Here is a 22,321-nt window from a genome sequence, read left to right as displayed (position 1 = left end):
ATATCGGTTTATCAAATACTATAACCATTCTTCAAGGAAGTGAATCATGGAACTGGAACAAATCCGATTTCAAATCAACGAGCTCAACACAGAACTGCTGCATCTTTTTGAAAAGCGGATGCAGCTCTGCGGACAGGTAGCAGAATATAAAAAAGAGCATCATATGGATATTTTCGTCCCCGCTCGAGAAGTAGAAATCCTCGAATGGGTGAAGGCGAACTCAAAGAAGGAATTTGCCACCTACGACTTGGAGTTTTTCAACTGTTTGCTGAACCTGAGCCGCAGTTATCAGCAGTCCATTGTGGGAGAGGGGGCGGCAGCCCCTATCCCCGCCGTCAGAACCGAACGGCTGCTGTTGCTGCCCCTGTCCCTGGAGGATGCCGAACCGGTTTTTTCTCTCACTTCAAAGCCTGATATCACCAAATACATGCGGTTTGATACTCATAGCTCTATAGAAGAGACTCGTAGCCTCATCGCTCGTTATTGTGAGCCAGGTAACTTGGCTTATAAGGTCTTGTTGGCACAGACCGGTGAATTTATTGGTGTCTTCGCTCTTAAAATCTCAAAAGAGGTCCCCGCCGCAGCCGACGTGAGTCTGTTTCTTTCACCTGAAAGCTGGAACCTCGGTTACGCCGGAGAAATTCTTTGCGTTGCTGAAGACATGGCCTCCAATTTTATGCAGGCGGATTCTCTGCTGGCTTATGTAGTTGCTGACCACATTGCTTCCTGCCATACGCTAGAAAAAGCCGGTTACCATGTGCAAAAGACATTGTTCTTTGGCGAAGGGGATGCAACTTTGAATGTTTATCAATTATCGCTTCATTCAAAAAACAACTAACTAAAAAGGAACGGATTTTCATCCGTTCCTTTTATGCATTTTCCTTTAAAATCCGGCCATCCCGCAGAAGGCCCCGCAGGCCTTCTGCATCCTGCCGCTCCAGCGCATTCCGGTATTCCTGCAAATGTTCGATTACAGTATTCAGCTCAAATAGAAGCGGCTGTTGGTTCATAAGGAACAAATCCGTCCACATATCCTCATTGAGTTTCGCCACCCGGCTCAAGTCCTGATAACTTCCAGCTGAGAATCCACTCTGATTTTGCAGCGTAGGGCTTTTGACATAAGCGTTGGAAATTACGTGAGCAATTTGAGAAGTAAACGCGATTGTTTCATCATGTGTCTGGCAATCTGTGAGGACAATACGTGAAAAGCCGAGCGCTTTCGCTAAGTTCCTCACCACCTCCAGCTTTTCAGAATCGACATCCGGTGAGGGAGTCATAATAAAGCTCGCCCCCTCATACAAATCCGGCAATGAGTAAAAAAATCCAGAAAACTCCCGGCCCGCCATGGGGTGAGCACCGATAAAAGTGACGCCATTCTGTCGAAGCGGATCTTCAACCGCTTCGACTACTGCTGTCTTGATGCCACAGGTGTCTATGACGATTCCACCCTTTTTAAAATCACCCGCATGTTCGGTCAAAAATGAAATAGTCTGTTTTGGATGAAGGCAGACGATGACTAAATCACAGTTCTGGAGTTCCTGCACTTCTAAAATTCCGTCTATAGCCCCTATTTTTAGTGCCTCTTCAAGCACATTAAAATCCTGATCCAGCCCCAGACACTGATGGCGTGTCTTTGCTTTGACCGCCCGGCAAAAAGAGCCCCCTATAAGCCCCAGTCCTACTACACCAATTATCATGGATTGTTTCCTTTCCAGCAGTATAACCACAATTTCTCTCGCTTTAAAGTATAGCAACTTTAAAGCGATAAGTCAATGGCGTTATAAGATTGTATCGACAAAAGTATACCTTCATAAAAATTGACCACTCGAAACATCATTTCTAATATCACCAATAGACAAGCCGGCCGCTTGATCGGCCGGCTTTAAAAAATTCAAGTACTAAACTGCCTTGATCTTGCTGCGCTGTACAATTTTCACCACAACTGTCAACACAATAAACAGCAATGCAATCTCAATAGGCAGCAAGGTAAGATTTTTGATCACCCGTGTACCTAGGATTCCCCAAAACGCTTTGTTGTATAGGATAGCGCTCCACAGTGTTCCAAGGACGATATTGACGAAAAAGGTAACAGTCACCTTGGCACCGATGGCTTTGGGCAAGCTGGGCTTCATTTTATAGAAAAACAGACCGTAAATGACGCCTCCCAAAATTGCGTTCAGGGTGTATCCGGGGAAAAAAGCGCCGGTAGGGTGTATCATATATTTGATGATGTCCCCTGCTCCAGCAGCTAGTCCCCCGGCAACAGGGCCGTACATCATTCCCAGAAGCGCCGTAACGATAAAGCCGAGCCCGATCTTAAGCGTCGGTATGGGGTTGATGGTGAAAAACGACAACACGATACTAAGCGCCAGCAACAGGCCCATTCCGGTCAGGGACCGCAGTCGTTTGAATTCCATAGCGGAATCGGCGAATTTTCTCCCCAGGGTTTTAAAAAAGCATAATACACTCATAGCAGATACCTCCTTACATAAATTTGCTGCACATCGCAAAGAGGTATTTGCCTCATTTTAGATTGTAACAGCGGGATGCGACAATCAGACCGCAAGCGATATCGCTTTTCGTCCCGGCAGCAACTCCCCGTCTGCCAGACACTTAACGCCTGTTTGTCTACTCTGCTCATGTAAAAATAATTATAGCAGGAAACAGCTTTGGAATCAATAGGAGTAAGAAAATTCTTCCACAATTTCAAAAAACTATTATTCTAATCCCAGCTTTCGCCGAATTTGCTCTTCGTTGAAGATGACATTCTCTTTCATCCGAATATTGTCCCGATTTTGCAGATACCACTGATAACTCTTTTCCAGTCCCTCAATGTAGTCCGTTTCGTTAGGGTAGATTTCCTTTATGCGGGATACGTCCAGCACATTGTCATAATCGTAAAAAGGAAAAAATTCCCGTACGGTACGTCTATCCCGCCGGTAATTGTAAAATGCGCAGTTCACCGCCAAGCCCGCAGCTTTAGCGCAGCACTCTACCCACTCCCGGCAGGATACTGCTTTCCTATTCCCCACATTATAAATCGAATGTGCCAAACAAGGGCTTTTCAGCAACCGGCAAACAACATTCGCCAAATCCTTGACATAGATAAACTGCAGCTTCACATTAGAATCTGGCAACAAAACCGGCAACTCTTTTAGAAGGTGGTCGAACACAAAGCTCTCCCGCTGGGCGTAGTTGTGTTCTCCATACACATAAGGCGGCCGCAGAATCGACAGCTGAGTGGGAATATTGAAAAAATGTTTCATATAAACCGCCTCGGTATCGATTTTGTCCTTTCCATAAAAGGTCCAATATCGGTTTTCTCCGATGGCATCCGTTTCCCTAAAAGGAGGCTTTAGATTTTCTATGTCATATACTGCGCTGGAACTGAGAAAAATGAACTTTTCGGGGCCTTCTGCCGATAAAGCCTCGCATAAAATTTCGGCTTGCCGGCCATTAAGTCCGGACACGTCCACAACATAGTCAAAACGATGGGGCCTGAGAATCTGTTTGAGCCGCTCTTTGTCCTCTCTATCGCAGACAAGGTTCTGGATTCTCACATCCCATACGGGACGGCTCCCCCGATTAACCGTGAAAACGTCGTACCCTTCCCCAAGCATATGATCTACTAAGGTTCTGCCGATAAAGTAACTGCCGCCCATGATCAAAACTTTTTTCATTACGGTACCTCCTCGTCAGAAAACAGTTTACCTGCCATAAAAAAGGAAGCGTACAAGCACGCTTCCCCTATTTGCCCAATATTTTTTGGATATATTTCGGTCGGAACCATTTGATATATGCAGTGATAAGCCTTGTGAGTGCTATGTCATAAATCACAAAAACCACATTCAAGAAGAGCCATCCCAGGGCCAGGAGCCAAACGGAATCCTGAAGTATTTCCACATAGTCGTTTAACCGAAACAGATAGATTGCCGCAACAAGTCCCATGCCAATGGAAAAATTAAAAATTAGTATCTTCCACATCCATTCTAATGCTGGCTTTCTGATGTTTTCCAACTTCGACTTGGCAATGGGATACCAGCCCAGAAACGCTGTAAAAAAGACGGCACTGTCTTTACTCGGCGCCAGCAGCAAAGAAAGAATCGCCACGGCAATATACACAAGAAAGGCCCACTTTGGACTGATCTCTACAACCAGCATAATCAGCAGTACGCCAGCCAGTGCCGGAAGGGCAAACTCTGCCATAGGGAGCAGCCCGGTAAGCATCATCAAAACGATGCACAGCGCGGCAATCATTCCGCCCAAGGCAATCTTTTTTACGGATTTCAACGGACGACCGACCTTTCTTAACAACAGGGAATCAAGTCCCCGCCGCAACATTCACAGCAGCAGTCTGCACAAATCAGACCAGAACACATATCGCAGGCCGAACAGCCCCCTGCGTTGGGTACGTTGCCCGTACGGTACGGGCCATTTGGAGTGCCCATATTGCCTTGGCGCTGCCACATCATCCGGTTCATTGCTGCACGATATTCAGGATTGTTGGGACTCAACCGGCAGGCAGTGGAGAAATGGTTCATGGCGTCATCCAGCCACCCACGCTGGAAATAGACGCTCCCCTTTAAGAAATACCACTCCCCATCACGAGAAGCAGCCGGAATACCGTCCAGCAGTTCTTCCGCCTCCACCAGCCTGTTTTCCTGTATCAGACGGCGGATATCCGCCAAATTGGACGACTGATATCCCCGTTGCCCGGCAGTATTATAGCCGGCATAGCCGTTGTTTGGCTGTCCGGTGCCCGCTCCCCCTTTGCTGGCCCGCAAGCTGGTGATAATAGAATCATACGCTTCGTTGATTTCCTGCATCTTTTCGTTTGCAAGATCAGCTAAAGGGCTGTCGGCATAGTTGTCGGGATGATATTTTTTTGCCAATTCCCGATAGGCAGTTTTTACTTCTTCCTCGGTTGCTGTGTTCGGAATCCCCAGAATTTTGTACGGATCTCCTGCGGGCATATTGACCTCCAATCACTGGACTCATAGCCAGTACTGTGAAAATTAAAACTCACCTTTGTGTTTTTTATCTTTTTCTCCTGACAGAACGCTGTCTGCAGAAGCTTTTAATCCTAAATAAATGATGTTATCCAAAATAGTCTTATAGCGGTAAAGTTCCAAAAGCTCATAAGTGGTTCCCATCTCGGCAACGGTAATGTTGAGTGTGCCCTTTCCATAATCGAGAATCTCTTTTATTTCTTCTTCACTCAGGTTATCAACGCTGAATTTTAGAAGAAAAGGATTATAGGACCCAGCTTTTAAGTCGTCCTCCAAGTCATCCAGGGCATCTAAAAGATAAACCCAACGGCCGAGCAGATACCCAAACCGAGATAGTACCCGTTTTTCGGTTTCTCCATCCCCTAACATGGAAAATACCGCCTGCAAGGCTTTGGCGGTGGGCTCCGCCGCCGCGTCTACACTGACGGTCTTGTCTTTCTCCAATTGGAACTGATCTTTCATCATTTCGGCAAAAATTTGATCCAACTCTGGATAGAGTCTCACAGCTTTTTTCCTTGCAGATGAGGCGAAGGGAAGTAAAATATAACATCCGAGCTTCTTCACTAATCCGCTGTCGTGGATATTGTCCTTTACCTTGTAATAAAGCATCACCATGGCACAGCTGCTGACAAATTCCATATCCTCTCCGGGAACGGCACAAGTCTTTTTTTTAAGGGGATTCGCCATGCATCGGGTTTTCTGAAAACCACAAAAATTTTTTCGCAGCGCCATGGAAAGCACTGCTACGAAAGTAAAATCGTAGCTGAGGGTCATTTTTGCAAAAGGCCCAAAGGCTTTGCCCAGCTGGTGGCAAAGACCGCAGTAAACGGCCTGATAAGTGTCAAATTCTTTGATTTTCAATTCAGGTTTAAAGGGCTTGATATAACCAAACAATGAAAACCCGCTTTCTATGCTGAAATAGCGGCTATATGCCTATATTTCATGCATCCATACTTGTGGTGAACATATTTTACCCTATTTTCCCCTCTAATTAGTGTATAAAATGTAAAAAAAGCTCGAAACCTTGGTAAAAACTGCCGGAGAAGTGGGGAAAATACACTTTTTCTGGCGTCTAGCAAGCAGTCCCACCTATGGCTTTTGAAGTTATTATAACCTTGATTCATTTCTAATTTGTGTGTTGTATCTTAAAAGCAATTAAACAATTGCAGCAAGTCTATTGGTTTTGAGTATATATTAGAGGTTATAGCGCAGTTGGACCGCTTGCTTTAAGGGGAAGGTTGTACTATACTATAAGAAAAAATAGGGGGTTGAAATGATGAATGAAAAAGTAAAAGTACCTCTCAATTGCTTATTTCAGGGGTGTTATAATCCCGTATTTGAAGAAGAAATCAGCAAATGTAAAGATAAATGCTACCAGTATAATCAACTGAATCCCAACGATCGAGAAACCCAGCGTAATTTGCTGGCTCAAATACTGGGTGAAATGGGTGAAAACGTAATATTTACTCCGCCGTTTTGGTGTGATTATGGGTATAACATTTCTGTGGGAAACGATTTTTATTCAAACCACAATTTGATTATCACGGACGGTGCAAAAGTATCCTTCGGCAACAACGTGTTTATCGGGCCTAATTGCTGCTTTACAACTGCAGAGCATGCTATTGATCCGGAGCAGCGCAAAGCCGGTATGGAAATCGCTAAACCCATCACCATCGGCAATAATGTTTGGATTGGGGCAGGGTCGACGATTCTCGCAGGAGTCACTATCGGAGACCACTCGGTAATTGGGGCGGGAAGCGTAGTAACTAAACCCATCGCCAGCAATGTAGTTGCTGTGGGAGTGCCGTGCAGAGTGATGCGGCAAATCACAGAGGAGGATAAAAACCGCTACCCTGTCTACAAAGGCGATTGAAAACAAGATATACAATTGACGCTGGTGCAAGTTGTTTCTGCGAGTTTTAACGACTTTTTTTAGTCTTAGAATGGGACAGGAGCGTTTATCCGGTAGTCCTGACCCAGAATACAATTGTGATTACTTGACATTGTCCTTTCCCGCCAGATACATATCAAAAGGCAATTCATGTTTTTGTTAATTTACTATTAAAATTTTGATTTTTCCTTTTGTCTGTGATAAAATAACAGTAATTATAACGAGATGAAAGGAATACCGGAATGTCATATGAAAAATCATGTGGTGCCATCGTTTTTAGAAAGTACCACGGAAACACCGAACTTCTGCTGATCAAACATTCGGCGGGAGGGCATTGGTCTTTTCCGAAAGGACATGTGGAAGCGGACGAAACTGAACAGCAAACCGCCTTACGGGAGGTTATGGAAGAAACTCATATCGACGTGGATTTAGATCCTACTTTTCGGGAAGTAGTTACCTACTCGCCCAAGAGGGACGTAAAAAAAGACGTGATTTATTTTTTAGGCCGCGCCAAAAACTTTGATTACATCCCACAGGAAAAAGAAATCGCACAGATTAAATGGGTGGAAATCAATCTTGCTCATTCTTTTTTGTCCTATGACAATGACAAACAACTGGTCAACAAAGCAAAACCCATTATCAAGGACTTTTATTAACTGCCTAGAAGCCCCCAGCGCTAATTGAGCACTGGGGGCTTCGGTGTATATTGGTCTACAAGTCGTCAGCGTCCTGTACGGGAATTTCCCCATATTCGATGGGAAGTCCGGTATACATCCCGTTGGGATCCTCTTTGCTGGGTATCGGGTGTATGATAGAATTGAGAACGCTGCTTTGTTTTAGGACGCTTTTCTTCCGAGGTGTTTTATTATCCATAGGAAGCGCTCCTTTCTTTCGATAGACAGTGAATACTGCAAACACAATTGCTTGCAGCTTTATTATCTCCTTTTGCAGCATTGAAATTCCAAAACCACAATGGTATAATTTGTTTGAAACCAGTTATTTCGCTTTTTTTATTGATAAAATTAATTCCTTAAATGAAAGGGTTGCATATGTTGGAACAACTTTGGGAAATGATTTTGCACCTTTTGCAAAGTCTTACAAAATTTATTGTCCCCGCTGTCTTCGGGCTGGCGGTGCTATTAGCCGTTTTGGTTTTTCGTCGAAAGCTGGTGCGCCTTATCCTGTGCATTATCAAAAAGGTAACCGGCCGGTTCCAAGCGGCATCAGCAATTGCAGACAGCTTCGAAAGGCCCGCCGTTTTTTTTCTGACGGCTTTGTCTGTTTACTTTGGTATCGGTGTCTTTTTCTTCGCCGCAGGACTACGCGTCGAGGCGGCGGGCTTTCTCGTTTTTCTCACGAAACTGCTGAAAATCTGTGCCATCTGCGCCATTACCTGGGGCCTGATGAACGCCGCTCCGCCTATTGTAGAGGCCATCCAAGGCGGCGAAAAGGATGTTGACAAAACCCTTGTGGTATTTTTTTCAAAAATTGTTCGGGTGGTGCTCATCATCATTGCCGCCGTCATCGTCATCGCGGAAATTGGATACAACATTTCAGGGCTCATCACCGGCCTGGGCATCGGCGGCCTCACCGTTGCGCTGGCAGCCAAAGATTCTGCCAGCAATCTATTCGGGGGCCTTATCATCATTGCTGACAAACCCTTTGCCGTGGACGACTGGATCGAAACTCCTGACCTAGAAGGTGTCGTCACTGATATCACCCTCCGCAGCACCCGTATCCGCACCTTTAAAGATGCGGAAGTCATCGTCCCAAACTCCACCTTGGCCAATTCCCAGATCGTTAACTGGTCCCGAATGAAAAAGAGACGGGTTTCCTTTCACCTAGGGCTTACCTATGGCACCCCGAAAGAAAAACTGCAGCAGGCCACCGATGGGATTCGCTCCCTGCTGGAAAAACATCCCGATGTGGACCCGGACGTTATCGTTGTCACGTTTGATAAGTTTGGCGCATACAGTTTAGATTTACAGATCTACTATTTCGCCGTCAAAACCGCCTGGGGCGATTATATGAAGGTAAAGCAAGACGTAAACCTTCAGATTATGAGCTTTCTTAAATCCATCGATGTCGATATCGCCTTCCCCACTCACACCATCATCTCCGGAGATGCAAATAAATCCAGCGTTTAGGATTCTGTCTTAAGATAAGCAAAAATACCGCCCACGGGAATTTCCCGCGGGCGGTATTTATATCTAAACAGACGAAGTTTCCCCTGCGCAGCATGGTACCAAAGACAAAAAGGCTGTTCCTCGGGCTTGCGCCACCCTTTCCCTTCGTCTGTAACTGGATATCGTTTCGATACATCATCATATGCTGCCAGATGGAAAAGTGCCTCTTTTCAATAAAATCTTTTCTGTCCGCCCCATCGGCGAAAAATACCGGAATAAATAGAGAATATAGCCATTAAACCGTCTCTTTCTGCGTCCTAATAGAAAATTTTCCAGCACAGATGTTACAATGCTCTGTCAGTACCGAAAACTTCGGTAAATAGTACCAAAACCGTTTTGGATTTCCTGTATCTGTTTACAATTTAGCTATTGCATGGATAAAGAGCTTTTTGTATAATGGAATATGTATATTTTTATTCCCCGATAGAAAAGAAGGAGCTTTTATGAGCACTGCAAATAAATCGACAGTCACCACTTTTCCCGCCATTGCCATGCGCGGGATTGTCATGTTTCCATCCATGATCCTTCATTTTGACGTGGGACGGGAAAAATCCATCCTCGCCATTAAAGAAGCGATGAAAAAAGACCAGCTTATTTTTTTGGTGGCCCAAAAGGACTACACTGTTGAAGAGCCTCAAAAAGAGGATCTTTATAAAGTCGGCGTCGTGGCCAAAATCGTTCAGCTCTTAAACAGCGGCAGTAACGGCCTGCGCATTATGGTGGAAGGTGTTTACAAGGCTTCCATCACGGATATCACCTCTTTTTCCCCTTACATGGAATGCACTGTTAAGTCTCTTTCCGACTCTCAGCGGACCAACGTTCCCTCTGACGTGGAAGAGGCCATGGTTCGTGCTGTCACCGACTCTTTTGAGATTTACTGCGACCTCGTGCCGAAAATGCCCAAGGAGATTATTTCAAGCGTCCTTTCCCAGAAAACTGCAAAAGGACTGTTCGATAAAATCGTCCAGAACCTTTACCTACCAGTAGAGGATAAACAGGTTCTGCTGGAAGAAAAGAGCTTATATAACCGCCTCCAGATACTGGTGGAAATCCTTCAGCACGAAACCGCTGTCCTCACATGGGAACGGGACATCTACGACCAGGTCAAAGACCAAATGGACAAGAACCAGCGGGATTACTTTCTTCGTGAACAGATGCGGGTCATCTCTGAAGAGCTGGGCGAAGGTGACAATCCTCAGGAAGAGTCCAGCGAATATGCTGAAAAAATTGAGGGCTTTACCAATATGCCCGAAGAGACTAAGGAGAAGCTTTTAAAGGAATGCGAGCGGCTTTACCGCACTCCTTCCCAGTCTCAGGAAGGCCAGATTATCCGCACCTACATCGAAACCTGCATCGAACTGCCCTGGGATGAAATGTCCAAGGAGCAGGCTGACGTGGCTCGAGGCGAACGGATTCTCAACCGGGACCACTACGGCATGCAGAAGGTCAAAGAACGGATTCTGGAACTCATCGCCGTGCGCAAGCTGGCACCCGATATCAAAGGACAGATCCTCTGTCTGGCGGGCCCTCCCGGTGTGGGAAAAACCTCTATCGCCAAGTCGGTAGCTGCTGCTTTAAACCGCAAGTACGTCCGGATTTCTCTGGGCGGTGTGCGGGATGAAGCAGACATCCGCGGTCATCGTAAAACCTATCTCGGTTCCATGCCCGGACGCATTATCAACGCCATGAAACAGGCGGGCACCCGCAATCCGGTCATCCTACTGGACGAAATCGATAAAATGGGAGCGGACTACAAAGGCGACCCCTCCGCCGCCATGCTGGAAGTGCTGGACAGCGAGCAGAATTTTGCCTTCCGAGACCACTATATCGAAGTCCCCTTCGATTTGAGCGAAGTTCTTTTTATTACCACCGCCAACGATGCTTCCGCCATTCCCCGGCCCTTGCTGGACCGGATGGAAATTATCGAAATGGGCAGCTACACCCGGGAAGAAAAGTGGAACATCGCTAAAAAGCACCTTGTTCCCAAACAGCTCAAACGTCACGGCATCAGCGCCAAGGAGCTGAAATTCAGCAAGGACGGCCTCTACGCTCTCATCGATGGGTATACCAGGGAGGCGGGCGTCCGTACCCTAGAACGGGAGATCGCCCATATCTGCCGAAAAATCGCCAAAAAACTGGTGGAGGACGAAATCAAATCCTTTACCGTCACAGAAAAAAATATTACAGAAGTGATGGGAATTGTCCGCTACCTGAACGACGGCGTGCGCCAGGCGGACGAAGTCGGCGTCGTTACCGGCCTTGCCTGGACGTCTGTCGGCGGCGAGACGATGGAGATCGAGACCGCCGTCCTCCCCGGCACCGGAAAGGTACAAATCACCGGGCAGTTAGGCGACGTGATGAAGGAATCAGCCCAGATCGCCGTCAGCTATGTCCGCAGCATCGCGGAGGATTACGGCATCAGCACGGATTTCTATAAGAAAAAGGATATCCACATTCACGCACCGGAAGGCGCTGTTCCCAAAGACGGCCCCTCGGCGGGCGTCACCATGGTCACCGCCATCACTTCTGCTTTAAGTGGCATTCCTGTCCGTAAAGACGTGGCTATGACCGGCGAGGTGACCCTTCGCGGTCGCGTTTTGCCCATCGGCGGGCTCAAGGAAAAATCGATGGCCGCCTATCGCTACGGTGTAAAAACCGTCTTTATCCCAGAGGAAAACAAGAAAGACCTGGAAGAAGTGGACAATGTGGTCAAGGATCATATCACCTTTATACCCGTTTCCCATGTGAGCGACGTGTTAAAAGGCGCTTTGGCCCACTCCCCAAGCAGCAAACGGAAAAAGCCCACACCGCCTTCCACCGCTCCTATTGAGAACGCCCCGGTAAAAATCGACTCTATCTCCATCCAATAACCTTGAATAGTAAGACTTCCAAATAAGGAGTCTTTACCATTGCCGCTTAAAACGTCCAGAAAGGACTATTAATTTTTATGAATTACCACAAAGTATCATTTCTGGCGTCCTATGGGCTCCTGAAGCAGATTCCTCCGTCCTCAAAAATCGAGATTGCCTTTGCGGGGCGCTCTAATGTAGGGAAATCCTCCCTCATCAACAAGCTTTTTAACCGCAAAGGACTGGCGCGAGTCAGCGCGGTTCCCGGAAAGACGGCCACAATCAACTTCTACGATTTGGATGACACGGTTCATATCGTGGATCTGCCGGGCTATGGCTACGCCAAGGTAGCGAAAACCGAAAAGGTCCGCTGGGCCGAGCTGATCGAAGGATATCTGAACGATGAAAGCCGCAGTATGGAGCTCGTTGTGCTTCTGGTGGACAGCCGCCATCCCGCTACCCGACTGGACATTGACATGATCGATTATCTCATCGAAACGGAAAAGCCCTTCATTATCGCCCTCACCAAGATGGACAAGCTCAACAAAACCGAACGGCAAAACCGGCTTTCCTCCATCGCGGACGAAATTCCTTGCGGCGGCGATATCACCATCGTCCCCTTTTCCGCCGAAACTGGAGAAGGAGTAGAGGCTTTACGGGAAATCATCGAGGAAATCGCCTCCTACGACGGCGAAAACGGTGAAGGAGACGCCTCCGATGCTGAAGCTTAGGCATTTTAGAGAGGCGGACACCGACACGCTGATCGCTCTTTTTTACCAAACGGTCCACACCGTCAACGCCGCCCATTACAGTGAAAAACAGCTGGATGCCTGGGCACCGGAAAAACCTTTCCGCGACCATTGGGATGCCGTTTTTCACGGCCGCGCCTTTGTCGTTGCGGAAATTGACGGCGTGATTGCGGGCTTCGGCGATTTAAGCAACATCGGCGTTTTCGACCACCTGTTTGTCCACAAGGACTTTCAGAGACGGGGCGTCGCCTCCGCCATCACCTGCTGTATCGAGCAGATTGCCCTGCGGGAAGGGCTTACCACGCTTCAAACCGAAGCTTCTATTACAGCCAAGCCCTTTTTTGAACGAAAGGGCTACCATGTTATAACAGAACAGAAAAAGCCGTGCCGCGGGCAGGTTTTCCGTAATTACCTCATGGAAAAAACGCTTACGGACAAACGGTTATCCGAGAAAGGGAGATTCGCTATGGACAGAAACATTCAGATTTCCGCGGAAGGCCACCTGATGCTGGGAGGCGTGGACGCGGTTTCTCTTGTAAAAGAGTACCACACACCCCTCTACGTCATGGAAGAGGACGTCATACGCGACGCCATGAAATCCTACCGCAAATCCATCGACGAGTTTTACGGGGGCAAGGGCCTCGTCTGCTACGCGTCCAAGGCCTTCTCCTGCAAGGAAATCTATCGCATCGCCCAAGAGGAACAAATCGGCATCGATGTGGTCTCCGCCGGAGAGCTGTACACCGCCCTCTGCGTGGATTTTCCCATGGAAAAAGTCTGTTTTCACGGCAATAACAAAAGTCCCGAGGAACTTCGGATGGCCCTCGAGCATAATGTTGGCCGTATCGTCGTCGACAACCTGACAGAGCTCTCATCGTTGAGCACCATCGCCAGAGAAATGGGCAAAATCGCCCGGATTCTCCTGCGGGTCAAGCCCGGTGTCGATGCCCATACCCACTCCTTTATCCGCACCGGACAGATTGACTCAAAATTCGGCCTCGCACTGGAAACCGGCGAAGCCATGGAAGCGGTAAAAATCTCCCTGAAAACCGATCATATCGAGTTATTGGGCCTTCATTGCCACATCGGTTCTCAAATCCTCGATGTGGAACCCTTCGTCCACACAGCGGAAATTATGATGGGCTTTATGGCGGACATCCAAAAGGAAACCGGCGCAGTCCTCACCGACCTGAATCTGGGCGGAGGCTTTGGCATCCGCTACAGCGATGAGGATACCCCCGTCCCCTATGTGGAATATATGAAAGAAGTCTCAGCCATGATCCAAAAGAAAGCGGAAGAGCTCAGTTTTCCGCAACCCTTTATTCTCATAGAGCCCGGACGTTCCATCGTCGGAGAGGCGGGAACCACCCTCTACACTGTAGGTTCAATCAAAAAAATTCCCGGTATCCGCACTTATGTGGCGGTGGACGGCGGAATGTGCGACAATCCCCGTTATGCTCTCTATCAATCCAAATACGATATGCTGCTTGCCAACCGGGCGAACGCTCCCATCGCTGGAACCTTCACCGTAGCTGGCAAATGCTGCGAAAGCGGCGACCTGCTGGGTGAACATGTCCCCCTGCCTCAGGCGGAAGCGGGAGACGTTTTGGCGGTGCTCTCTACCGGGGCCTACAATTATTCCATGTCCTCCCACTATAACCGCAATTTGATTCCGCCCGTGGTGATGGTAAAAGACGGTAAGTCTCGGGTTATTATCAAAGGTGAAACGCTGGACGACATGGTCCGCAACGACATATAAAAACAGGCTGCAAGGGAATAACCTTGCAGCCTGTTTTCTGTTTACAAATTGATATGGAATAAATCGGATTTAAAAGGCTCGATGGATATTTTTTCTTCAATGATCTTCTGCCAGAGGGATGCTTTCATAATGTCCCGCTGCAAAATCGCCCCCAGCACAATGCCGTCCCGATGAAACGCCTTGATGGTATTCCTTCCTTCGTGCTGGATGACAATCTCCGCATCCGGGGCGCTCACGTCTCCCAGACTCACTGCCATCTCTCCGAAGTAGTTGAACATATTCCGCTGGGCAAAGCGGGTTTCGTAAACTGCTTCCCCACCGCTCATGTTGACGCCCGCCGCTTTGCCCTGGGCCATGGCATTCTGCCACACGCCAGAAAGACCGGTTACATCGCCCGCGGCATACACATGTGGGACTGAGGTCTCCATTTTATCGTTGACGGTGACTCCCCTGTTCACTTGAAGCCCAAGTTTCTCTGCCAAGGCGGTATTGGGCCGTACCCCCGCCGCCGCAACAATGACGTCGCAGGGAAGCGACGCCCCGTTGTCCAGCTCCACCGAATCGGCAAAATCGCAGTCCAGCACGACTTTTTCCACCTTTCGACCCAAATAGAATTTGGCTCCGGCGTTTTCAAACAGTTTTTGATATTCCTTCGCTGTATCAAAATCCAGCTGTAATCCCATAATGTGATCCATCATTTCGACCACCGCCACTGGAATTCCCCGTTTGCAAAAAGCATAGGCTGCGTCCAACCCCACCAAGCCTCCGCCGATGATGACAGCCTTGACATTTTGACCGCAATACCGGTTTAAGGCCTCTTCGTCCGGCAAATCCCGGAACGGGTGGACATTTTTCGCCTCCCGGAGGCCTGGAATCGGTGGAATCACAGCAAAAGCGCCTGTGGCCAGCAACAATTTGTCGTAGGAAAGCTCGGTGCCGTCATCCAGACGGATTTTTTTAGCTTCCGTATCCCCTCCGACCGCTTCCCGTCCCCGATACCACTGAACCCTATTCCTCTCTAAAAAGTCGTCCTTTTCAAACAAAATAGCCTTTTTGTCCATCTCCCCCGCCAGCAGGCGGTACATCATAATGCGGGAATAGGGGCAGTCATCTTTAGAGACGACAGTAATCTCCCCTTGCGGATCTTTTTCCAAAAGTGCCTTAACTGCAGACATCCCTGCGGCGCTGACACCAACGATAAGATATTTCATAGAATCCTCCTTCTCGCTCCCTTGAGAATCGTAAATCGATCTTATTCTTCCCACTCTCTAATCGAATAGTCACCATTTGGATTTTTATAGTTTAAGTGTCCAAATTTAGATTTATTCTATTATATCTTATTTTCCAATGGTTTCCATTATAAATAATGTACAAAAATACCTATAACTTTTTAGGCATCAATAAAAGGCGCGGTATTACCGCACCTTTTACTTCTGCTGATAACATTTTCCCTGCCAACTGTCCCGGCGGCGGAGTTCCTTGTCAATTTCGTTCATGACGACGAATTTTTTGAGGCTCCACTGGGGTGCAATGAGACTTTCTCGGAGACCGTCGCCCGTCACCCGCTGCACCACCACTTCCGGTGGCAGCAGTTCCAGCTGGTCGCAGACCGTTTCCACGTAGTCAGTGAGCGCCATCTCCTCAAATTCCCCACGCAGGAATTCTTCCGCCAGTTTCGTGCCCTTGATCACATGGAGCAAATGAATTTTGATGCAGTGGAGCGGTAACTGAGAAAGACGTCTCACCGTTTCTACCATCATCTCCCTGTTTTCTCCAGGCAGCCCGTTAATGATATGGACGCAGATGGGAATTCGCCTCTCTGAGAGCTTCTGTATTCCTTCCAAAAAGGCTTTGTAGTCGTGACCACGGTTGATACGCCCCGCTGTATCATCATGGGCACTCTGGAGCCCCAGCTCGACGATAAGATAGGTCTGCCTGTTGAGCTCTTCCAGATAGTTAAGCACTTCCTCCGGCAAAGCGTCCACCCGGGTGGCAATGCTTAACCCTACCACTCCCGGCTCCGCCAGAACCGCCTCGTACTTCTCCCGCAGCTCTGAAACCGGCGCGTAGGTGTTGGTGTTGGCCTGAAAGTAAGGAATATACTGCCGAGCCTCCGGCCATTTTCGGTGCAGCGCCTCCACTCCCTGCCGAAACTGGAGGGCCAAATCCCCGGCGCTCTGCCGTTTAAAAGAATAGGCGCAGTAGGTGCAGCCGCCCCTCCCCTTGGTTCCGTCGATATTGGGACAAGAGAATCCGCCGTCCAGCGACACTTTGAACACCTTCCCGCCGAATTTCTCCTTCAGGTGATAGTCCCAGGTGTGGTACCGCTTGTTGCTGAGGCTGTAGGGAAACGGGTTATTCTCGTTCATGAAACTTCCTTTCGGTCAATCGCGAAACTGGTACTGGTAAAGCCGGGCGTACATGCCGTTTTGCCGGAGCAGCTCCTCATGGGTGCCTCGTTCCTGGATGCCTTCGTCGGTCAAAACGATAATTTCATCGGCATTTTTGATGGTGGACAGCCGGTGGGCCACAATGATGGACGTCCTCCCTACTGACAGCTCTTCCAAAGCGTTTTGGATAAGCATTTCGGTTGCGTTATCCAAAGCGGAAGTCGCCTCGTCGAGGATGAGAATGGATGGGTTTTTCAGGAAAACCCGGGCAATGGAAATCCGCTGTTTCTGCCCTCCGGACAGCTTGACGCCCCGCTCGCCGATGTAGGTGTCATACCCTTCGTCCATGGTCATAATGTAGTCGTGGATGTTCGCTTTTTTGGCCGCTTCGATGATTTGTTCCTCGGTGGCGTCCAGGTTTCCGTAGGCGATGTTCTCCCGGATGGTTCCAGTAAACAAAAATACGTCCTGGGCCACCATGCCGATGTTTTTCCGCAGGGAATACCGGGAAAGCCCGGTGATATCGTACCCATCGATGCGGATGGCACCGCCTGTCACCTCGTAAAACCGGGGGATGAGATGACAAAGGGTTGTCTTTCCGCCACCGGAAGGCCCCACTAGTGCAACTGTCTTGCCCTTGTCGATGTGCATGGACAAATGGCTAATGACCATATCCTGCTCTTTGTCCCCGCTGCGGGATTCGTACTGGAAGCTCACGTCGTCAAAGTCGATAACGCCGTTGAGTTTGTCGATTTCTATGGCGTTGAGCGCCTCCGGCTCCTCTTGCTCCGCCATGATTTCCTCAAACCGTTTGAAGCCGGTCATACCGTTTTGGAACTGCTCGAAAAAGGCCACCAGCCGTTTGATGGGGTTTAAAAACATGTTGATGTAGAGAAGATAGGCTGCAAATTCGCCCACGTCAATCTTTCCGTAGAAGAAAAAGACGCCGCCCGCCACCAGCACCACCAGGTAAAGGATGTCCATAAACAGGTCCATGCCAGCGGAAAACAGCCCCATGACTTTGTAGGCGGCCGCCCGCGCCTTTTGGAAATTCTGGTTGTGGACCTCAAATTTTTTCTCTTCGTGTTCGCCGGAGGTATAAGCCCTCGATACTCGGATGCCGGCAATAGAGTTTTCGATACTGGCGTTAACTTCGGCTATTTCCTCTCGGGTCCGCATAAAGGCGTTTGACATTTTCCGCCGCATCTTCACCGCGAAAAACACGATGAAAGGAAGGAGCGTGAAAATAATCAGCGTGAGCGGCAGATTGATGGTGCTGAGCATGACAAAGGAGCCGATCAGCAGTACAATAGATAAAAATAGGTCCTCCGGGCCGTGGTGGGCAAGCTCCGAAATGTCCATCAAATCGTTGACGATCCGGGACATGATGGTTCCCGTCTTGTTTTCGTCGAAGAAGGAAAACGGCAGCTTTTGAAGGCGCTTGAACACGTCCCGCCGCATATCCGCCTGCATCCTCACCCCGACGATATGGCCGTAGTACTGGATAAAGTAGTTGAGTCCCGCTTTGATGCAATAAATCGCTAGCAACGTCCCTCCCCAAACGAGCAAAAGTCTGAGGTTTTTGTTGGGAACATAGTCGTTTATCATATTTTTGGCGATGATCGGGTAAAAAAGATCGGCCACCGCCACCAAAAAAGCGCAGAACATATCGGCGCAGAACAATTTCCAATGAGGTCTATAATAACTGATAAACCGTTTGAGCATACTGTTTTTTCACTCTCCCGTTTGATTCAAAAAGAGAAAAGACCTGGCTTTTCTCTTTTTATTATTCTAACACAAAAAAACAGCCAAGTAAACTTTGACGTATTAACACAAAAATATGCTGAATCGCTGAAATTTTGTACAGTTGTGATAAAATCCGTTCCTGTTAAACATTTCACGTGAAATTCATAATTTCCTCGACAAACTTCGTTTTTATTCTCAAAGGACCTGAGGTAAAATAAAGTTGCTCAGGAGGAACCTGTGTAAAAAGCAAAGGAGTGAACGAAAATCATGAAACAAATCAAAAAAATCATCTACCCTTATTTGATCGAACAGAAATGGAACAGCATCCGTCACAAAAGACAGGCCATCAAGGCGTCCTTAGCGGAAGGCACTCCCACTACCTCGGAAAAGGTGCTGAAACTGGGCCAGGACATAACGAGCCTCGGTAGGCAAGCCTTCCGCTTACAGTCGGAGTACGAAAGTTTCCGCGCATAGAGAGAGAATTACATAACCTATTCCATCGGGTCTGTCGATATTCTAAGGGGTTTTAAGCCGCCGTGAGAATATCCGGCGGCCTTTTTTTCTTGCCAAAATTTGCTCTGCCATATAAAATTTTGTATGTTAAAAAATGCTGTTCCTATATTCCTTCGTTGTCAAAAGGCGGAATAAAGCTCTCCTCCGCGGTGCCGCCTTGCTGCATAAATCCGTTTTCCACCCCTAAATCTACTGCGAAATCAATGAGCGCCTCATACTCCTCATCCGTCACCCTGCGCCTGAGCTCCGGATATGCGTCATTTCCACTCACCGGGGTGTACTGGTTCATCAAGCTGTAGAAAATCCGGTTCCCATAGGTTTCAAACAGGTAGCGGACGACGTTTTTAGAGTCGGAAAGACAGCCGGGAAGCAGCAAATGCCGGACGATGACACCCTTTTGCATCATGCCGTCGCCGTCAAATACGGCCTCTCCCGCCTGTTCCACCATCTCTTTGAGAGCCTTCTTCGCCCACTTGGCATAATCGGGCGCGCCGGAATATCTCCCTGAAAGCCCCTCGTCCATGTACTTGAAATCCGTTAGGTAAATATCGATGACTCCGCGGAGCAGGGCGATGCTTTCCGCTTTTTCATACCCGCTGGTGTTATAGACCATGGGCAGTAAAAGCCCCTGCTTTTTCGCCTGTTCCACAGCCGCCGCGATCTGCGGGATATAGTGGGTGGGCGTCACCAAATTGATGTTGTGGGCGCCCTTGTGCTCAAGCTCCAAAAAAATCTCCGCAAGCCTCTCCGTCGATATTTCTTTCCCCGCCTGCCCCCTGCTGATGGCGCGGTTTTGGCAGTAGACACATTGTAAGCCGCAGTAGGAGAAAAATACCGTCCCCGATCCCCTATCTCCCGAAATACAGGGTTCCTCCCAGAAATGAAGGGCCGCCCGGGCGGCCTTGACGTGTTCGCCCGCTCCGCAAACGCCGCGTCTCCCTCCGGTTCGGTCAATTCCGCAGTTTCTGGGGCACAACATACAGTTTTTCAGTAGCTCGTCCATTTTTACCCTCGCAATCATTGAGCGAATATTCATGTTTTGATTCATTATATCTCATTTTCCCATATTCCGCAAACAAATTGCCCGCCCCGAATATTTCCGGGACGGGCATGTTTTATTTTTGCTTGCGTTCCAGCATAATAGGCTGGATCTGGGTGTTTTGCAGGGCTTCTTCCAGCGTATCAGGAATCAAACTAAAATCCGCCACAATGGACGTAGGCTTCCCCTCCGGGTTATCCTGCCGCATGGGAACAAAATAGTAATTTTTCAGGTTCAAAAGAGCGCCGATGTTTTTGGCGCTGCCGCTCAAAGCGTCATTGGTCGAAACGGCGATGACCACCGGTTTATTGTTTCGCAGATGGCTCTTGACCGCCATGGTGACACTGGTGTCAACGATAGAGTTTGCAAGCTTTGCCAGCGTGTTCCCCGTGCAGGGCGACACCAGCATGATGTCAGTCATGTGGGTGGGCCCGATGGGCTCGGCGTCGTTAATAGTGTTGATGATTTTCTTTCCGCAGATGTCTTCCACCTGCCAGATAAAATCTTCCGCCTTGCCAAAACGGGTGTCGATGGAAGAAGCGTTTTGAGACATAATGGGAACCAGATCATAACCTAAGTCCCTGCATTTTTCCATCATCCGCAAAACCGGCTGAAAGGTGCAAAAGGATCCGCACATAGCAAATCCCAGTTTTATTTTACTCACAGTACTACCCCCTTCTCGCATTCCTTGATGCAGTTCTGCAAGGTCGTTTCCAGTATGGAAGCAGCAGTGAGGGGAGCAGTTTTACCGGGCAGCGACAGCGCCCAGATGACTTTCCTTTCCATCGCGGCGGCCGCAGCGAAATCAACCCCGCCCGGACGGGACGCCAAATCGATAATCAGACAATCCGGCTTGATTTCTCGAAGTTGTTCTTCCCCGAAAATCATAGCCGGAACGGTATTCAGTATCACGTCGTATTCATGAAGCGTGCCGCCGAAATCTCTGACCGCCACCGTATCGGCGCCGTAGATTTCCGCCCACACCAGGTCTTTGTACTTCCGCGCCGCAACCGTCACCTTGGCGTCCAGGGCGAGGAAATCCTTTAAGAGGATTTTCGCGATCCGGCCAAAGCCTGTTATCAGCACTTTTTTTCCCATAATCACCGTGGGGAGCTCCTCCAGCACGATCTGAAGGGTTCCTTCCGCCGTGGGAACGGCGTTCATGACGGCGAACTCCTCCCGGTCTAGGTAATCGGCGAAGCGGAGTTCCCTTTTTTCTAATTCCTCCTTGACTTTGGGCGTTATCTTTCCGCCGAGGATCAGGGTGTCCCGATGGCACAGGTCGAGAATGTAGGACAGCTGGATGGTATCTTTCGTTAAGAGCGGTGCGTTGAGCACCACTCCGTCGGTGGTCACCGGCATCGGTAAGATGACATAATCAGGCTGCCGCTTCAATTCGCTGATGTTTTTGAGCAGCGTCACGTCAGGTGGAAAATCATCCCCGCTGTCAAAACCGATCATATAAACCTTGCCCTTTTTCGCAAGCAGAGCCGACAGATGGATAAACCGCATGTCGCCGCCCGCGATAAGATAGATTTTTTCTATATTCATAGGCAACCCCCAATACAGTTCTTAAAACATTGATGAAGGATACTGTATCTTATGAAATCGCCCGCCCGTTGGTGCATAGGAGCCATAAAACAAATAAGGACAAGTAAGGAAATTTTATATTCATTTAAAAAGAGCCACGGAACAATATGTTCCGTGGCTCTTTCCGTCTGAAAAAGCTGTCACCGGGTTTTGCTATTTGTTCACTTGTTTTTTGTCTGTTCTCCCAACTAAATAGTCAATCGAAACATCGAAAATATCCGCAATTTTCCGCAAAATTTCCAATTTGGGCTCCCGCGTCATAAGCTCATAATTTTGATATGCCTTTTCGGTAATATCACAGTAAATTGCCACTTCATTCTGGGTCAATCTCTTTTCTTTCCGGCATTGTTTTAAACGCTTAGCCAAAATATCCCTCATGTTATATCACCTACAATTGTTCTTGACATAACAAGTATATGGGAATAAAATATAAGATATACCAACAATTGTTCGTAAAAGGAATCAAGGTGATCTTATGGCAGAATTTTGCTTAAAATGCTGGAACGAAATAAATGGAACAAATGACTCTCCAAACGAATATATTCTCTCGCATGATTTAGAATTATGCGAAAAATGCGGTAAAACTACTCAAGTAATTAT

The 22,321-nt window shown here is 48.2% G+C and carries 22 protein-coding genes and 1 riboswitch; of the genes, 8 read left to right on the top strand and 14 right to left on the bottom strand.

From position 1 onward, the window contains the following. Positions 1-46 precede the first annotated feature (46 nt). Positions 47-838, top strand: a complete 792-nt coding sequence (locus tag H8710_RS01155; RefSeq protein WP_249293554.1) for a GNAT family N-acetyltransferase — start codon at positions 47-49, stop codon at positions 836-838. A 31-nt stretch (positions 839-869) separates the two neighbouring features. On the opposite strand, the gene H8710_RS01150 is transcribed toward H8710_RS01155, so the two are convergent. The 6 genes from H8710_RS01150 to H8710_RS01125 all read right to left on the bottom strand — a co-directional run bounded on the left by H8710_RS01150 (position 870) and on the right by H8710_RS01125 (position 5,903). Continuing rightward, the gene (locus H8710_RS01150) at positions 870-1,697 is read right to left on the bottom strand and encodes a prephenate dehydrogenase (protein ID WP_249293553.1); all 828 of its coding nucleotides are present in this window, start codon (positions 1,695-1,697) and stop codon (positions 870-872) included. A 201-nt stretch (positions 1,698-1,898) separates the two neighbouring features. Beyond that, on the bottom strand, positions 1,899-2,471 hold the full coding sequence (locus H8710_RS01145; protein WP_249293552.1) for a folate family ECF transporter S component: 573 nt from the start codon (positions 2,469-2,471) through the stop codon (positions 1,899-1,901). Between the two features lie 66 nt (positions 2,472-2,537). Beyond that, a riboswitch (THF riboswitch) is annotated at positions 2,538-2,638 on the bottom strand. 79 nt (positions 2,639-2,717) lie between these two features. Next, the gene (locus H8710_RS01140) at positions 2,718-3,680 is read right to left on the bottom strand and encodes an NAD-dependent epimerase/dehydratase family protein (RefSeq protein WP_249293551.1); all 963 of its coding nucleotides are present in this window, start codon (positions 3,678-3,680) and stop codon (positions 2,718-2,720) included. A gap of 67 nt (positions 3,681-3,747) precedes the next feature. After that, the gene (locus H8710_RS01135) at positions 3,748-4,290 is read right to left on the bottom strand and encodes a hypothetical protein (protein WP_249293550.1); all 543 of its coding nucleotides are present in this window, start codon (positions 4,288-4,290) and stop codon (positions 3,748-3,750) included. Positions 4,291-4,307: 17 nt separating this feature from the next. Then, positions 4,308-4,973, bottom strand: coding sequence for a J domain-containing protein (locus tag H8710_RS01130; RefSeq protein WP_249293549.1), 666 nt, complete (start codon positions 4,971-4,973; stop codon positions 4,308-4,310). A 42-nt stretch (positions 4,974-5,015) separates the two neighbouring features. Then, entirely contained in the window at positions 5,016-5,903 is an 888-nt protein-coding gene (locus tag H8710_RS01125; protein ID WP_249293548.1) for a DUF5685 family protein, read from the bottom strand. Between the two features lie 379 nt (positions 5,904-6,282). On the opposite strand from H8710_RS01125, the gene H8710_RS01120 reads away from it, so the two are divergent. Then, positions 6,283-6,882, top strand: a complete 600-nt coding sequence (locus H8710_RS01120; RefSeq protein WP_249293547.1) for a sugar O-acetyltransferase — start codon at positions 6,283-6,285, stop codon at positions 6,880-6,882. Positions 6,883-7,142: 260 nt separating this feature from the next. Continuing rightward, positions 7,143-7,556 carry a bis(5'-nucleosyl)-tetraphosphatase gene (locus tag H8710_RS01115; protein WP_249293546.1) on the top strand — a complete coding sequence of 138 codons (414 nt, stop codon included), beginning with the start codon at positions 7,143-7,145 and terminating at the stop codon, positions 7,554-7,556. A 55-nt stretch (positions 7,557-7,611) separates the two neighbouring features. Here H8710_RS01115 and H8710_RS01110 read toward each other — a convergent pair whose 3' ends face one another. After that, positions 7,612-7,773: a hypothetical protein gene (locus H8710_RS01110; protein ID WP_249293545.1), complete on the bottom strand. Its 162-nt coding sequence runs from the start codon at positions 7,771-7,773 to the stop codon at positions 7,612-7,614. Between the two features lie 176 nt (positions 7,774-7,949). On the opposite strand from H8710_RS01110, the gene H8710_RS01105 reads away from it, so the two are divergent. From H8710_RS01105 to lysA, 4 genes are all read left to right on the top strand, one after another. Beyond that, positions 7,950-9,047 (top strand): mechanosensitive ion channel family protein, encoded by a 1,098-nt coding sequence (locus H8710_RS01105; protein WP_249293544.1) that lies wholly within the window; start codon positions 7,950-7,952, stop codon positions 9,045-9,047. Between the two features lie 482 nt (positions 9,048-9,529). Further along, positions 9,530-11,956 (top strand): endopeptidase La, encoded by a 2,427-nt coding sequence (lon, locus tag H8710_RS01100; RefSeq protein WP_249293543.1) that lies wholly within the window; start codon positions 9,530-9,532, stop codon positions 11,954-11,956. A gap of 77 nt (positions 11,957-12,033) precedes the next feature. Further along, positions 12,034-12,666, top strand: a complete 633-nt coding sequence (yihA, locus tag H8710_RS01095) for a ribosome biogenesis GTP-binding protein YihA/YsxC (protein WP_249293542.1) — start codon at positions 12,034-12,036, stop codon at positions 12,664-12,666. Then, entirely contained in the window at positions 12,653-14,443 is a 1,791-nt protein-coding gene (gene lysA / locus H8710_RS01085; protein ID WP_430413296.1) for a diaminopimelate decarboxylase, read from the top strand. Before yihA ends, lysA begins: the two co-directional genes overlap by 14 nt. A 41-nt stretch (positions 14,444-14,484) precedes the next feature. Here the strand turns inward: lysA and H8710_RS01080 are convergent, their stop codons facing one another. The 3 genes from H8710_RS01080 to H8710_RS01070 form a co-directional block, all read right to left on the bottom strand. Then, complete coding sequence (locus tag H8710_RS01080) at positions 14,485-15,654, bottom strand: NAD(P)/FAD-dependent oxidoreductase (protein WP_249293541.1); 1,170 nt, start codon at positions 15,652-15,654, stop codon at positions 14,485-14,487. 216 nt (positions 15,655-15,870) lie between these two features. Further along, positions 15,871-16,812, bottom strand: coding sequence for a tRNA modification radical SAM protein MnmL/YtqA (gene mnmL / locus H8710_RS01075; RefSeq protein ID WP_249293540.1), 942 nt, complete (start codon positions 16,810-16,812; stop codon positions 15,871-15,873). A 15-nt stretch (positions 16,813-16,827) separates the two neighbouring features. Beyond that, positions 16,828-18,558: an ABC transporter ATP-binding protein gene (locus tag H8710_RS01070; protein ID WP_249293539.1), complete on the bottom strand. Its 1,731-nt coding sequence runs from the start codon at positions 18,556-18,558 to the stop codon at positions 16,828-16,830. A gap of 288 nt (positions 18,559-18,846) precedes the next feature. Between H8710_RS01070 and H8710_RS01065 the strand changes: the two genes are divergently transcribed. Next, positions 18,847-19,053 (top strand): hypothetical protein, encoded by a 207-nt coding sequence (locus H8710_RS01065; RefSeq protein ID WP_249293538.1) that lies wholly within the window; start codon positions 18,847-18,849, stop codon positions 19,051-19,053. A 142-nt stretch (positions 19,054-19,195) separates the two neighbouring features. Here H8710_RS01065 and H8710_RS01060 read toward each other — a convergent pair whose 3' ends face one another. The 4 genes from H8710_RS01060 to H8710_RS01045 all read right to left on the bottom strand — a co-directional run bounded on the left by H8710_RS01060 (position 19,196) and on the right by H8710_RS01045 (position 22,099). Beyond that, positions 19,196-20,095 carry a radical SAM protein gene (locus tag H8710_RS01060; protein WP_249293537.1) on the bottom strand — a complete coding sequence of 300 codons (900 nt, stop codon included), beginning with the start codon at positions 20,093-20,095 and terminating at the stop codon, positions 19,196-19,198. Positions 20,096-20,207: 112 nt separating this feature from the next. Beyond that, positions 20,208-20,795 carry a dipicolinate synthase subunit B gene (locus tag H8710_RS01055; RefSeq protein ID WP_249293536.1) on the bottom strand — a complete coding sequence of 196 codons (588 nt, stop codon included), beginning with the start codon at positions 20,793-20,795 and terminating at the stop codon, positions 20,208-20,210. Then, positions 20,792-21,682, bottom strand: a complete 891-nt coding sequence (locus H8710_RS01050) for a dipicolinate synthase subunit DpsA (protein ID WP_249293535.1) — start codon at positions 21,680-21,682, stop codon at positions 20,792-20,794. Before H8710_RS01050 ends, H8710_RS01055 begins: the two co-directional genes overlap by 4 nt. Positions 21,683-21,874: 192 nt before the next feature. Beyond that, positions 21,875-22,099: a helix-turn-helix domain-containing protein gene (locus H8710_RS01045; RefSeq protein ID WP_249293534.1), complete on the bottom strand. Its 225-nt coding sequence runs from the start codon at positions 22,097-22,099 to the stop codon at positions 21,875-21,877. Positions 22,100-22,321 lie beyond the last annotated feature (222 nt).

The organism is Fumia xinanensis (genome assembly GCF_014384905.1).
In the GTDB taxonomy this organism is placed as follows: Bacteria; Bacillota; Clostridia; order Oscillospirales; family Ruminococcaceae; genus Fumia; species Fumia xinanensis.
Note: the sequence above shows the minus strand (reverse complement) of the source record. Positions and strands in the feature narration are given on the sequence as shown.

Coding starts and splice junctions, on each gene's coding strand:
- H8710_RS01155 (WP_249293554.1), top strand. CDS start 47: ATGGAACTGGAACAAATCCGATTTCAAATCAACGAGCTCAACACAGAA.
- H8710_RS01150 (WP_249293553.1), bottom strand. CDS start 1,697: ATGATAATTGGTGTAGTAGGACTGGGGCTTATAGGGGGCTCTTTTTGC.
- H8710_RS01145 (WP_249293552.1), bottom strand. CDS start 2,471: ATGAGTGTATTATGCTTTTTTAAAACCCTGGGGAGAAAATTCGCCGAT.
- H8710_RS01140 (WP_249293551.1), bottom strand. CDS start 3,680: ATGAAAAAAGTTTTGATCATGGGCGGCAGTTACTTTATCGGCAGAACC.
- H8710_RS01130 (WP_249293549.1), bottom strand. CDS start 4,973: ATGCCCGCAGGAGATCCGTACAAAATTCTGGGGATTCCGAACACAGCA.
- H8710_RS01120 (WP_249293547.1), top strand. CDS start 6,283: ATGATGAATGAAAAAGTAAAAGTACCTCTCAATTGCTTATTTCAGGGG.
- H8710_RS01115 (WP_249293546.1), top strand. CDS start 7,143: ATGTCATATGAAAAATCATGTGGTGCCATCGTTTTTAGAAAGTACCAC.
- H8710_RS01110 (WP_249293545.1), bottom strand. CDS start 7,773: ATGGATAATAAAACACCTCGGAAGAAAAGCGTCCTAAAACAAAGCAGC.
- H8710_RS01105 (WP_249293544.1), top strand. CDS start 7,950: ATGTTGGAACAACTTTGGGAAATGATTTTGCACCTTTTGCAAAGTCTT.
- lon (WP_249293543.1), top strand. CDS start 9,530: ATGAGCACTGCAAATAAATCGACAGTCACCACTTTTCCCGCCATTGCC.
- yihA (WP_249293542.1), top strand. CDS start 12,034: ATGAATTACCACAAAGTATCATTTCTGGCGTCCTATGGGCTCCTGAAG.
- lysA (WP_430413296.1), top strand. CDS start 12,653: ATGCTGAAGCTTAGGCATTTTAGAGAGGCGGACACCGACACGCTGATC.
- H8710_RS01080 (WP_249293541.1), bottom strand. CDS start 15,654: ATGAAATATCTTATCGTTGGTGTCAGCGCCGCAGGGATGTCTGCAGTT.
- mnmL (WP_249293540.1), bottom strand. CDS start 16,812: ATGAACGAGAATAACCCGTTTCCCTACAGCCTCAGCAACAAGCGGTAC.
- H8710_RS01070 (WP_249293539.1), bottom strand. CDS start 18,558: ATGCTCAAACGGTTTATCAGTTATTATAGACCTCATTGGAAATTGTTC.
- H8710_RS01065 (WP_249293538.1), top strand. CDS start 18,847: ATGAAACAAATCAAAAAAATCATCTACCCTTATTTGATCGAACAGAAA.
- H8710_RS01060 (WP_249293537.1), bottom strand. CDS start 20,095: ATGGACGAGCTACTGAAAAACTGTATGTTGTGCCCCAGAAACTGCGGA.
- H8710_RS01050 (WP_249293535.1), bottom strand. CDS start 21,682: ATGAATATAGAAAAAATCTATCTTATCGCGGGCGGCGACATGCGGTTT.
- H8710_RS01045 (WP_249293534.1), bottom strand. CDS start 22,099: ATGAGGGATATTTTGGCTAAGCGTTTAAAACAATGCCGGAAAGAAAAG.